Origin of the sequence: uncultured Aquincola sp. (genome assembly GCF_964001545.1) — a bacterium.
Taxonomy (GTDB): domain Bacteria; phylum Pseudomonadota; class Gammaproteobacteria; order Burkholderiales; family Burkholderiaceae_C; genus Aquincola.
On the sequence record NZ_CAXFDV010000309.1, the window covers coordinates 1 to 11,826 of the forward strand.

Annotated in this window: 14 protein-coding genes and 2 pseudogenes; 2 read left to right on the top strand and 14 right to left on the bottom strand. The window is 69.9% G+C overall.

Annotated features, from left to right (window positions below):
• From ABNT58_RS10910 to ABNT58_RS10935, 6 genes and pseudogenes are all read right to left on the bottom strand, one after another.
• A pseudogene (locus tag ABNT58_RS10910) lies at positions 1-392 on the bottom strand (F0F1 ATP synthase subunit alpha); the annotation flags it as partial.
• A 34-nt stretch (positions 393-426) separates the two neighbouring features.
• Entirely contained in the window at positions 427-951 is a 525-nt protein-coding gene (locus ABNT58_RS10915) for a F0F1 ATP synthase subunit delta (protein ID WP_348753504.1), read from the bottom strand.
• Positions 952-955: 4 nt separating this feature from the next.
• Complete coding sequence (locus ABNT58_RS10920; protein ID WP_348753505.1) at positions 956-1,426, bottom strand: F0F1 ATP synthase subunit B; 471 nt, start codon at positions 1,424-1,426, stop codon at positions 956-958.
• 40 nt (positions 1,427-1,466) lie between these two features.
• A complete protein-coding gene (gene atpE / locus ABNT58_RS10925) occupies positions 1,467-1,718 on the bottom strand; it encodes a F0F1 ATP synthase subunit C (protein ID WP_046113321.1) in 252 nt (83 codons plus the stop codon).
• Between the two features lie 55 nt (positions 1,719-1,773).
• Positions 1,774-2,658: a F0F1 ATP synthase subunit A gene (atpB, locus tag ABNT58_RS10930; RefSeq protein WP_348753506.1), complete on the bottom strand. Its 885-nt coding sequence runs from the start codon at positions 2,656-2,658 to the stop codon at positions 1,774-1,776.
• Positions 2,659-2,686: 28 nt separating this feature from the next.
• Entirely contained in the window at positions 2,687-3,166 is a 480-nt protein-coding gene (locus ABNT58_RS10935; RefSeq protein WP_348753507.1) for an ATP synthase subunit I, read from the bottom strand.
• Between the two features lie 221 nt (positions 3,167-3,387).
• On the opposite strand from ABNT58_RS10935, the gene ABNT58_RS10940 reads away from it, so the two are divergent.
• Complete coding sequence (locus ABNT58_RS10940) at positions 3,388-5,541, top strand: thioredoxin family protein (protein WP_348753508.1); 2,154 nt, start codon at positions 3,388-3,390, stop codon at positions 5,539-5,541.
• 1 nt (position 5,542) lies between these two features.
• Here the strand turns inward: ABNT58_RS10940 and ABNT58_RS10945 are convergent, their stop codons facing one another.
• The 4 genes from ABNT58_RS10945 to ABNT58_RS10960 form a co-directional block, all read right to left on the bottom strand.
• The gene (locus ABNT58_RS10945; RefSeq protein WP_348753509.1) at positions 5,543-6,448 is read right to left on the bottom strand and encodes an SMP-30/gluconolactonase/LRE family protein; all 906 of its coding nucleotides are present in this window, start codon (positions 6,446-6,448) and stop codon (positions 5,543-5,545) included.
• Entirely contained in the window at positions 6,445-7,314 is an 870-nt protein-coding gene (locus tag ABNT58_RS10950; protein WP_348753510.1) for an aldose 1-epimerase, read from the bottom strand. The genes ABNT58_RS10945 and ABNT58_RS10950 overlap by 4 nt, the downstream gene beginning before the upstream one ends.
• Before the next feature lie 113 nt (positions 7,315-7,427).
• Positions 7,428-7,922, bottom strand: a complete 495-nt coding sequence (locus ABNT58_RS10955; protein ID WP_348753511.1) for a GNAT family N-acetyltransferase — start codon at positions 7,920-7,922, stop codon at positions 7,428-7,430.
• 3 nt (positions 7,923-7,925) lie between these two features.
• Positions 7,926-8,615 (bottom strand): cytochrome b/b6 domain-containing protein, encoded by a 690-nt coding sequence (locus ABNT58_RS10960; protein WP_348753512.1) that lies wholly within the window; start codon positions 8,613-8,615, stop codon positions 7,926-7,928.
• Between the two features lie 168 nt (positions 8,616-8,783).
• Between ABNT58_RS10960 and ABNT58_RS10965 the strand changes: the two genes are divergently transcribed.
• On the top strand, positions 8,784-9,239 hold the full coding sequence (locus ABNT58_RS10965) for a cytochrome c (protein WP_348753513.1): 456 nt from the start codon (positions 8,784-8,786) through the stop codon (positions 9,237-9,239).
• Between the two features lie 4 nt (positions 9,240-9,243).
• Here the strand turns inward: ABNT58_RS10965 and ABNT58_RS10970 are convergent, their stop codons facing one another.
• The 4 genes and pseudogenes from ABNT58_RS10970 to ABNT58_RS10985 all read right to left on the bottom strand — a co-directional run.
• Positions 9,244-9,963 carry an alanyl-tRNA editing protein gene (locus tag ABNT58_RS10970; RefSeq protein WP_348753514.1) on the bottom strand — a complete coding sequence of 240 codons (720 nt, stop codon included), beginning with the start codon at positions 9,961-9,963 and terminating at the stop codon, positions 9,244-9,246.
• Positions 9,964-9,967: 4 nt separating this feature from the next.
• Positions 9,968-10,639: a VOC family protein gene (locus tag ABNT58_RS10975; RefSeq protein ID WP_348753515.1), complete on the bottom strand. Its 672-nt coding sequence runs from the start codon at positions 10,637-10,639 to the stop codon at positions 9,968-9,970.
• Positions 10,640-10,648: 9 nt separating this feature from the next.
• Complete coding sequence (locus ABNT58_RS10980) at positions 10,649-11,500, bottom strand: PhzF family phenazine biosynthesis protein (protein ID WP_348753516.1); 852 nt, start codon at positions 11,498-11,500, stop codon at positions 10,649-10,651.
• Positions 11,497-11,826: pseudogene (locus ABNT58_RS10985) on the bottom strand (PLP-dependent aminotransferase family protein); the annotation flags it as partial. The pseudogene ABNT58_RS10985 and the gene ABNT58_RS10980, both read right to left, overlap by 4 nt.

Here is an 11,826-nt window from a genome sequence, read left to right on the forward strand (position 1 = left end):
GTCAGCTTGGCGTTGATCGGGCCCTTGCCGTCGATGGGCTGACCCAGCGCGTTGACCACGCGGCCGATCAGCTCGGGGCCGACCGGCACTTCCAGGATGCGGCCCGTGCACTTGACGGTATCGCCTTCGGAGATGTGCTCGTACTCGCCCAGGATCACCGAGCCGACCGAGTCGCGCTCGAGGTTCAGCGCCAGGCCGTACGACGGCTGGCCGTCCTTGCCGGCCGGGAACTCGAGCATCTCGCCCTGCATCACGTCCGACAGGCCGTGCACACGCACGATGCCGTCGGTGACCGACACGACGGTACCCTGGTTGCGGATGTCCGACGAGGCTTGCAGGCCCTCGATGCGGCTCTTGATCAGTTCGGAAATTTCAGCGGGATTCAGTTGCATAGCTTTCTCCGGTCGGCCGCGGGGCCGGGGACACTCAGGCGGTGAGCGCGACCTTCATCTGTTCGAGGCGTGCCTTCACCGAGGTGTCGAGCACTTCGTCGCCCACGACGACGCGCACGCCGCCAATCAGCGCCGGATCGATCCAGACGGTGGGATTGAGCTTGCGCCCGAAGCGCCTTTCGAGCGCCACCACCATGTCGGCCAGGCTGGCGTCGTCGATCGGGAAGGCGCTGTAGATCGCCGCGTCGGACACGCCCGACTGGGCATTGACCAGCGCGTGGAACTGGGCAGCGATCTCGGGCAGCGCGACCAGCCGGCCGTTGTCGATCACCGTGCGCAGGAAGTTCTGCAGCGCGGGCGACAGCGGCAGGTTGGCCACCGACGTGACGAGGTCGTAGACCTGGTCGGGGCGCACCTTGGGGTTGTCGGCGTACTGGCGCAGCTGCACGTCACCGGCCACGGTGGCCAGTGCGTTCAGCTGCTGCGCGGTCTGCGCATCGCCACCCGCCTTGAACAGCGCCTCGGCGTAGGGCCTCGCAATGGTTGCAAGCTCGGCCATGGCGTCAGAGTTCCGTCTTCAGGCGCGACAGCAGGTCCGCATGCACGCTGGCGTTGACCTCGCGACGCAGGATCTGCTCGGCACCCTTGACGGCCAGCTCGGCAACCTGCGCACGCAGGGCTTCGCGGGCCTGGACGACGGCCTGGTCGGCCTCGGCCTTGGCGGCTGCGACGATCTTGGCGGCTTCGTCGCCGGCGCGTTGCTTGGCTTCCTCGATGATCGAGTGGGCCAGGCGCTCGGCGTCGGCCAGGCGCTTGCCGGCGTCGTCGCGGGCAGCGATCAGCTGCTGCTCGACGCGCTGGTTGGCTTGCGCCAGCTCGGACTTGGCCTTGTCGGCCGCGGCCAGGCCGTCAGCGATCTTGCGGGCCCGCTCATCCAGCGCCTTGGTGATCGGCGGCCAGATATGGCGCATCGAGAACCAGACGAGGATCGCAAAGACAACCGCCTGCAGGAACAGGGTTGAATTGATGTTCACGGCACGATCCTTTCGCTCGTGAAAGGGTCAGGACGGGAAATCAGGCGGCCAGCTGGAACGGATTCGCGAAGGCGAACAGCAGGGCGATGGCGACACCGATCAGGAACGCAGCGTCGATCAGGCCGGCCAGGATGAACATCTTGGTTTGCAGGTCGTTCATCAGCTCAGGCTGGCGAGCCGACGATTCCAGGAACTTGCCACCCATCAGGGCGATACCGATCGAAGCACCGATGGCGCCGAGACCAACGATCAGACCGCAGGCGAGAGCGACGAGGCCGAGGATGTTTTCCATGTTTTGCTCCTAAGGAGAGTTTTGGTGATGAAGGAAGGAAACGAGAAGAACCGGATCAGTGCGCGTCGTGCGACTGGCCGACGTAGATCAGCGTGAGCATCATGAAAATGAACGCCTGCAGCGTGATCACCAGAATGTGGAACAGGGTCCAGACGGTCCCGGCCACCACATGCCCGACGCCCAGCCAAAAGCCGCCGGACAAGGGGTTGAATTGCCACGCCCACACGCCACCCATCAGCGCGATCAGCATGAACACGAGTTCGCCGGCGAACATGTTGCCGAACAGCCGCATGCCGTGCGAAACGGTCTTGGCCAGGAACTCGATCATCTGCATCAGGAAGTTGACGGGGTACAGGAACCACCTGTCGCCGAACGGTGCGGCGATGAGTTCATGCGACCAGCCGCCGATGCCCTTGATCTTGATGTTGTAGAAGATGCAGACCAGCAGCACCGAGACCGACAGACCCAGCGTGGTCGACAGGTCGGCCGTGGGCACCACGCGGTGGTAGTCGGCATGGCCGAGCGCCGGGCCGACCTTGTGCCAGATGGAAGGCAGCAGGTCGACAGGCAGCATGTCCATGAAGTTCATCAGGAAGATCCAGACGAACACGGTAAGCGCCAGCGGCGACACCAGCTTGCGGCTGGTGGCGTTGTGGATCACGCCCTTGGCCTGGTTGTCCACCATTTCGACCAGGATCTCGAGCGCAGCCTGGAAGCGGCCCGGCACGCCCGAGGTGGCGGCACGCGCAGCGCGCCACAGCACGAAGCAGCCCAGCGCACCCAGCAGCACCGAGTACACCAGGGAGTCGAGGTTGAACACGCCGAAGTCGACGATCGAGGTCTGCTTGGCAGGCTCGAACGACAGGGTCTTCTGCAGGTGCTGGAGGTGGTGGACGATGTACTCGCCGGCGGTGGGCGCGTGTCCTGCTGCTTCTGCCATCTCTGTTTGAACCTGTAGTCTTATCGTTTCACCGGCCGCGCCACAACAGCGCGACCCAATAGGTTTTCAAGCACAGCACCAGGGCGACCAGCAGCGCCGGCCAGCTCAAGTGCGGCAAGAGTCTGGGTGCCAGCACCAGCAGCGACACCGACACCAGCAACTTCACCAACTCCCAGACCATGAAGCCGACGGCTCCGGACCCGGGGGCAGTGCTGCTCAGCCTGCTGGTGATGCCGCGCGCCATGACGGCACCAGGCAACACCACCACACCGGCACCGTACAACGCCGACCACAACGCGTTCAGATCCCGCATCACCGCCCAGGTGGCCAGTGCGACGACCACGCCCACCAGGGCCTGGAACCGCACCACCCGCCAAGGCGACACCGAGGGATGCCGCTCGCGCCAAGCCTGGGCTTCTTCGGGCGACAGGCTTTTCACCTGCTGCTCTTCGACCCCATCTTGTCCGGCATCGGCCCACGTGTCCGAGCGGTTCGTCCGTTCTGACATGTGCAGCTCTCTCTTACCGGCCAGTGGCAAAGCGGCGGGAGTATACGGTCAAACCCGTGCTTTTCTCGGCATCCCACCCCATTGCTGCGGATTGACCTCTCAACGTGTCTTCACGTAAGGAAGCGTTGCTTCGGGCGCCGTGCTGAAATGCGGGGCCGCTGGCTGCGGCGCCCCTCCTCCTTGATCCGGAACCGCCGGTCTCGCCGGCTTTCCAAGTGCGCATGCTGCTTGCCCGATTGTTGTTGCCGCTGGCCCTGGGCCTGCCTCTGGCCGCCTCCGCCGCGTTGTTCGGCGGCTCGCCCGCCGTCGTCAAGACCGATCAGGTACGGGCCGAGCTGGTGGCCCATGCGCCCGAGGGCGTAGCCGACGGCAAGCCCGTGTGGCTGGGCCTGAAGATCACCCACGAGCCGCACTGGCACACCTACTGGAAGAACCCCGGCGACTCCGGCCTGCCCACCACGCTGCAGTGGACGCTGCCGCCCGAGGTGAGCGCCGGCGACATCGCCTGGCCCACGCCCAAGCGGCTGCCGGTGGGCCCATTGATGAACTACGGCTACGAGGACACGCTGCTGCTGCCCGTGCCGGTGACGGTGCCCGCCGGCTACGCCGCCCCCACGCTGGAGGTGAAGCTGCACGCCGAATGGCTGGTGTGCAAGGAGGTGTGCATTCCGCAGTCGGGCGACTTCTCGCTGGCGCTGCCCACCCAGGCCGCCACCGCCGGCAATGCCGCCGACTTTGAAGCGGCTGCGCGCAACACGCCGGTGGCCGCGGCCGGCGCCCGTGCGCAGGCCCGCCTGACCGACACGGCCCTGCAGCTGCGCATCGAAGGCCTGCCCGCCGCGTGGCAGGGGCGCCGCCTCGCCTTTTTCCCCGAGACCGCCGGCGTGATCGACAACGCCGCCGTGCAGCAGGTGCGCTGGGAAGGCGGCGCCTGGCAGGCCAGCGTGCCGCTGTCGGCCGTGCGCAGCGAAAGCCCCGAGCGCATGGCCGCGGTGCTGGTGGCCGACGGCGTGCCGGCCGGCGTGGAAGTGGCCTTCGACGTGCCCGGCCCCTGGCCCGACCCGGCACTGGCCGCCGCTGCCGCGCCGGCGGCCGAAGCCGCAGCGCTGCCGGGCACCGCCCCGCCGCCGCCCATGGGCTGGGCCGCCGCGCTGCTGCTGGCGCTGGGCGGCGGCCTGCTGCTCAACCTGATGCCCTGCGTGTTCCCGGTGCTCTCGCTGAAGGTGCTGGGCTTTGCCAGCCATGCGCACGACCGCCAGGCGCGTGTGGGCGGCGGCCTGGCCTATACCGCCGGCGTGGTGCTGTCTTTCCTGGCGCTGGCGGCGCTGCTGCTGGCCTTGCGTGCGGGCGGCGAGCAGCTGGGCTGGGGCTTCCAGCTGCAGTCGCCCGGCGTGGTGGCGGCGCTGGCGGCGCTGTTCACGCTGGTGGGCCTGAACCTGGCCGGCGTGTTCGAGTTCGGCTCCATGCTGCCGGGCAACCTGGCCACGCTGCGGGCCCGGCACCCGATGGCCGACGCCTTCCTCACCGGCGTGCTGGCAGTGGCCATCGCCTCGCCCTGCACCGCACCCTTCATGGGCGCTTCGCTGGGGCTGGCGGTCACGCTGCCGGCCGCGCAGGCGCTGGCCATCTTCGCGGCGCTGGGCGGGGGCATGGCCCTGCCCTACCTGGCTGCCAGCCTGTGGCCGGGCGTGGCGCGGGCCATGCCGCGGCCCGGCGTGTGGATGCAGCGCTTCAAGGTGTTGATGGCGTTTCCGATGTTCGCCACCGTGATCTGGCTGGTCTGGGTGCTAGGCCAGCAGGCCGGCATTGACGCGGTGGCGGCCTTGCTGGGCCTGCTGCTGGCGCTGGCCTTTGCGGCCTGGGCCTGGGGCGGCCCGGGCTTCGGCCGCGGCGCACGGCTGGGCTTTGGCGGCCTGAGCGTGCTGCTGCTGGTCGCGGCCCTGGGCTGGGCGCTGCCGGCGCTGCGCGAGCCCGCTGCGCCGGCCACGGCCGCGCCCGCTGCAGGTGCCGCCCACGACGGCGTGGCCGCCACCTGGGAACCGTGGAATGCGGCCCGCGTGGCCGAACTCACCGCCCAGGGCCGGCCGGTGTTCGTCGACTTCACCGCGGCCTGGTGCGTGACCTGCCAGTTCAACAAGCGCGGGGCGCTGAGTGATGCGCAGGTGATGGCCGATTTCGCGCAGCGCCAGGTGGTGCTGATGCGCGCCGACTGGACGCGCCGCGACGCCGCCATCGGCGCCGAACTCACCCGGCTGGGCCGCAGCGGCGTGCCGGTGTATGCCCTCTACAAGCCCGGCGCCGCCACCGCCGCGCCGCAGCTGCTGCCCGAGGTGTTGAGCGTGCGCACGCTGCGCGAGGCGATCGCGCAGTTGTGACTTAACTCTTGGCGAAGTTGGCCGGCAGGCCCGGCACGTCCACCTGCAACGTGAGCACGGCGCCCGCCAAGGGCGTGCGGGCCAGCTCTTCAGCGGGGCGGTTCTCGCGGCCGGTGGTGATGTATAGCGTCTTCAGGTCGGGGCCGCCGAAGCAGGGCATCGTGGGGCACTGCACCGGCAGCTTCACCTCGCGCAGCACCTCGCCGCGCGGCGACAGGCGCAGCACCCGCGCGCCCTCGAACATCGCCACCCAGTAGCAGCCTTCGGCATCCACCGAAGCGCCATCGGGCCGGCCGCCATAGTCGGCCAGGTCCATGCCCGGCTGCTTGACCGGAAAACGCACCCACACCCGCTTGCCCGACAGCGTGCCCAGCATCGGGTCGAAGTCGAAGGCGTAGATGGTATGGGCCTTGGTGTCGCTCCAATACGCGGTGCGGCCGTCGGGGCTCCAGGCCAGGCCGTTGGCGGTGGTCACGCCTTCGGCCTCACGCGTGAGTTCGCCGCCCGCCCAGCAATACAAGGCCGCTGCGGCACGGTCGCGCGGCTCGTACAGCGTGCCGGCCCACATGCGGCCCTGCGGATCGGCCTTGCCGTCGTTGAAGCGCTCGATCGCCGGGTCATACGGCGGCTTGGCCAGCCGCTGGCTCTTGCCGGTGGCGGGGTCGAAGCTGAACAGCCCGCTGCGCAGCGCCAGCAGCAGCTCGCCGCCCAGCACCGGCGCGCAACAGGCCACGTCGGTGTCGAAGGCCCACTCATCGTGCTGGCCGCTGGCGGGGTTGAAGCGGTTGAGCTTGTGGCCCGGGATGTCGCACCAGTACAGGCTTTGCTCGGTGGGGTGCCACAGGGGCGATTCGCCGAGCAGCGAGGGCGCGACGGGGATGACGCCGATGTCGTCGTTGAGCTTCATGCGCGCTCCACGGCCAGCGTCATCGTGCCGGCATGCGTCTGCCCCGGCGGCAGCGACACCAGGCCGTGGGCCAGCGGGTCGGCCATCTGGATGGCGTTGCTGACATGGCTCACCGGCTCCACGCAGTAGTAGTCCTTGGTCTGCGGCGTGAACACCACCAGGTAGGCCAGGTCGGAGGTGATACGCATCGACAGCTGCTCGTCGCGGATCAGCGCCGCGCCCTGCCAGCCCTGGAAGCAGTTGTCGAAGCGCAGCTCGCTCACCGGCGCATCGATGGTGGGCTGGGCCACGGCCTGGCGCGGCAGCTCGTCGGCAGGGTCGGAATCCCAGCGCTCGGCCACCTCGATGTGCAGGTGGCTGTGCGCCCGCTTCGGGAAGTACGGGTGCCAGCCCAGGCCCACCGGCTGCGTGCGGTCGGCCTGGTTGGTGATGGCCATGCGCAGCTGCAGACCGCCGGGCGTCAGCGTGAAGGTCTGCGTGGCCTCGAAGGCGAAGGGCCAGTGGTCGTCGGCGGTGTGCACGTAGCGCAGCACGGCTTCGGTTTCGGTGGCGGAGACCACCTGCCACGGCCGCTTCCAGCCCACGCCGTGCACCGAATGCGGGCTCTGGTCGAAATTGGGCTGCGTGGTGTAGGCCTCGCCTTCCCAGTCGAAGTGGCGAAAGCCGATGCGGTTGGAATACGGCACCAGCGGATAGCAGCCCGAAGGGCGCGAGGCCGCCAGCTCCGCCGGCTCGGTGCTGCGCAGCACGGCCACGTCGTCCAGCCACAGGCCGGCGATGCAGCCGCCCAGGTCGGGCCGAAGCGCCAGGCGCAGCGCGCCGGCACGCAGTTCAAGGATGTGCGGGTTGGGCAGGGGCTCGTTCATGCGGCGCATGCTACCGCCCGGAAAATGACCGACGGGCACGCCGGGCCGCCCCAAGGGCCCGGCGCCTCCCCCTCGGGGGGCGGCGAGCGCAGCGAGCTGGGGGCTGAACTCATTCAGCCCAGATGGGCCATGAGGTAGTGCGACCCCGGCAGCGGGTTGAAGTAGTACGGCGGAATCTCTTCGAAGCCCAGCGAGCTGTAGAGCTCGCGCGCGGCTTCCATGTCGTCCAGCGTGTCCAGCAGCATGCACGAGTAGCCGGCTTGCAGCGCCCGGTCCATCAGCGCCTGCGCCAGCAGCCGGCCCAGGCCGAAGCGGCGGAAGGCGCGACGCACGTACAGCCGCTTCATCTCGCAGGCGTTGGGATAGTCCGACTCCGGCAGCGGCCGGAAAGCGCCGCAGCCGGCCAGCTCACCATCCACGAACACCAGCATCAGCGCGCCCGCGGGCGGCGCATAGTCGCCGGGCAGGCCGGCCAGCTCGGCATCGAAGTTCTGGAAGCACAGGTCCACGCCCAGCTGCTCGGCGTACTCGCGGAAGATGTGCCGCGCCTCTTCGATCAGCGGCAGGCTGTCGGCGGGCACCAGCGAGATGTCGGGGGGTTCCGCCATGCCTCAGCCCCCGAGCGACGCGACCCAGGCCGCACCGCCCGCGCACAGCGCCAGCACGAGCAGCGCCAGCGCGCGCTGGGCCAGTCGGTCGGCCGAAGCCGGCGTGCCGGCGGGCAGCTGCTTGTCGCCCGACAGCATCGGGCCCACCAGGTTGCGGCCCTTGGCCACGCGGTAGAACACGATGGCCAGCACATGCAGCACCACCAGGCCGATGATCAGCCACTGGCCAGGGCCGGTGTGCCAGCCGGTGGCGGTGGCCGCGGTGTCGCCCGAGACGAAGCGGTACAGCGGCCCCTGGTTGGCGATCTCGTCATCCGCCACCAGGCCGGTGCCCACCTGGGCCGACAGCACCGCCAGCAAGGCAAACACTGACAGCGCGCCCACCGGGCTGTGGCCCACCTCGAAGTGGCCGCCCGGCCCGGCATGGCCGCGCAGGTAGGCGAACACGCTGCCCGGCCCGTAGATGAAGTGCGTGAAGCGCGACCAGCGCCCGCCCACCAGGCCCCACACCAGCCGGAAGGCCAGCAGCGCCAGCACCAGGTAGCCCAGGCGGAAATGCCAGACCATCGCATTGCCGCCCACCTTGGCAGTGACCACCAGCGCGATGACCGCGGTGGCCAGCAACCAATGGAACACACGGGTGGGCAGGTCCCACACCCGCACGCGCTGCAGCGACGTGCCACCACCGTTCATTTCAAACGCTCCAGGGAAAAGGCCTTCACACCGGGGAAGATAACCGGTCGGCCGCCCCGCTTCCAGCGCAGCGCGCGGATGGAACAAAAGCGGGGGCTCGTCCGTACACTCGCCAGGCCCTGCGTCGCGGGGCCGTGTGCCCACCCAGCCTTCAGCCCGGAGAACCGAATGAAGAAGTCCGTATCGACCGCACTGGCCGCCCTGATGGTGGCCGTGGCCCTGCCGGCCGCCGCCCAGTTCCAGAAGCCCGAAGACGCCATCGAATACCGCCAGGGCGCGCTCTTCGTGATGGGCCAGCACTTCGGCCGCATCGGCGCGATGGCCAACGGCAAGGTGCCCTTCGACGCGAAGGCCGCGGCCGACAACGCCGAGATCGTGGCCACGCTGGCCAAGCTGCCCTGGGCGGCCTTCGGCGAAGGCACCGACAAGGGCCACGGCACCAAGGCCAAGCCCGAGATCTGGAAGGAACAGGACAAGTTCAAGGCCGCCGCCACGAAGATGCAGGACGAGACCGGCAAGCTGCTGGTGGCCGCCAAGACCGGCGACCTGGCCCAGCTGAAGACCGCCTTCGGCAGTACCGCGCAGACCTGCAAGGCCTGCCACGACGACTTCCGCGCGAAGTAAGCCGTCAGCCGTCCGCCAAGCCCAGCACCACCCGGCGGGTGCGGGCGGACTTCTTCTCGATCTTGCTGACGAACACACCGCCGATGTCGGCGGTGTTGCCCACGTGGGTGCCCCCACAGGGCTGCAAGTCCACCCCTTCGACCTCGAGCAGCCGGATGCGGCCATGGCCGCGCGGCGGCTGCACGCTCATGCTGCGCACCAGCTGCGGGTTGGCGTCCAGTTCGTCCTCGCCGATCCAGCGCTGGCGCACCGGGTACGCTTCGGCCACCAGCCGTGCCAGGCCGGCGTTCAGCGCATCCTTGTCGAGCGGCTCGCTCATGTGGAAGTCGAGCCGGGCCGAATCGGCGGTGATGGAACAGCCGTCCACCGGGTGCGGCACCAGCGCGCACAGCAGGTGGGTGGCGGTGTGGAAGCGCCGGTGTCGCGCACGGCGCGCCCCATCGATGCGGGCCTGCACGGGCAGGCCGGGCTGCAGCTCGGCCAGCAGCGCCTCCTGCCCCGGCGCGGGCACATGCAGGATGCCGGCTTCGCCCTTGCGGGTGTCGGCGATCTGCAGTGCGCGGCCGTCGGGCAGCAGCAGCTCGCCGCGGTCGCCGGCCTGGCCGCCGCCCAGCGGGTAGAACACGGTGCGGTCCAGCACCACGCCGGCGGCGTCGGCCGACAGCACGCGCGCCTCGCAGGTGGTCAGGTCGGCGTCTTCACGGAACAGTTCTTCGGTGGCCAATGGCTTACTCCACGAAAAACGGCGAGGCCAGCAGCACCTCACCGTGAGGGCCTGACAGCCGCGCCTGCAATGCCGGCCCGGGGCCGGGCAGGTGCGTGACGTGGGCGGCCGGCAGCAGGGCCGCAGCGTCACCGGGCAGGCCACGCAGCTGCAGCTGCCGCAAGCTCAGGCCGCTGTCCGGCATGCGTTCGGTCGGGTGCGCGCCGTCCCAGGCGATCAACGTCGGCAGCGCGCCGCCGCAGCGCGGCAGGCCGTCGTCGGGCACGGTGATCTGCCAGCGCAGCAGGCCGGCCGGCGTGGGGCGCTCGGCGGCCTGCACCCGGCCCGGGTCCTGCCCTGCAGCGGCCAGGCGCTGCTGGTCGGCCAGCAGGCTGCTGCTGCGCATCACCCAATGCAGCAGCTGCGGGCCCTGGGCCAAGGCGGCTTGCACCGCCGGCGTGTCCAACCCGAACCAGCGCGCACGGCCCGGGGCCGGCGCCTGCGGGTCGATGGCGATGATCTCCAGGTAGGCGGCCTCGAAGCCTTCGCCGCCCAGCCGCAGCAGCCGGTTGTGGGTGCCCATGAAGGCATGCTGGCCGCCCGGGCCGGGCTGCACGCCGAAGGTGGCCTGGCACCAGGCGGCGCCTTCTTCCAGGTTGCGGGCGCCCACCACCAGGTGGTCGAGTTGTCTAGACATGTGCACCTGCTACAGGCTCACCCGGCCTTCGATGCAGCCGGCCACTTCGCCGCCCACCCACACGTCGGTGCCGTCGTGCGACAGGTACACGCGGCCGGCGCGGCCCAGCGCGGTGCCTTGCGCAGCGACGTACTGCTGCGGCGCTAGACCGGCCCCCATCAGCCACTGGGCCACCGCGGCGTTCAGGCTGCCGGTGACGGGATCTTCGAAGTTGCCGCCGCCGATGAAGGCGCGCAGCTCGAACTGCGCCTCATGCCCCGCCGGATGCGGCGCCACCACGCCCAGCTTCACGTCGCCCAGCGCTGCGTAGTCGCAATGCAGCGCCAGCACGTCGGCGGCCGAATCCAGCATCACGCCGGCCCAGCCGGGGCCGTTGTCGCACCATGCATGGTGAAGGATGGCGTCGCGCGGGATCTTCAGCCCGGCGCAGACGCGGTCCAGCACTTCGTCGGGCAGCGGGCCTTCGCGGCGCCGTGGCGGCGCGGCAAAGGCCAGGCGCTGCACGTCGCCGGCCATTTGCCGCTGCACCCGCACCAGGCCCACTTCGCACTGCTGCACCACCTGCTCGCCCTGGGGCTGGCCGCCGGCCTGCAGCCAGGCGTGGCAGCTGCCCAGCGTGGGATGGCCGGCGAACGGCAGCTCGCCGATGGGCGTGAAGATGCGCACCCGGTAGTCGGCCTGTGGGTCGGTGGGCGGCAGCAGGAAGGTGGTCTCGGACAGGTTGGTCCAGCGCGCGAAGGCGGCCATGCGCTCGTCGCTCAGGCCTTCGGCGTCGTGCACCACGGCCAGCGGGTTGCCGTACAACGCCCGGCCGGTGAACACGTCGAGCTGGGTGAAGCGGCGGCTTGTGGGTGTGCTCATCGCTGGGACTCCAGGGCTTGTTGAAACACCCGGCCCAACGCCGCCACGCCCTGCGTGATGCGCTCGGCCGACACGGTGACGAAGCTCAGACGCAGCGTGTTCATGCGCGGCGCGCTGGCGTAGAAGGCGGCGCCCGGCACATAGGCCACACCGGCTTCCACCGCTTTGGGCAGCAGGGCCAGCGTGTCCAGGCCCTCGGGCAGCTCGACCCAGAAGAACATGCCGCCCTCGGGCAGCTGCCAGCGGCAGCCGGCGGGCAGGTGTTGTTCCAGCGCGGCCTTCATCGCATCGCGCTGGGCCTTGTAGCGGGCGCGGATGGTGGGCAC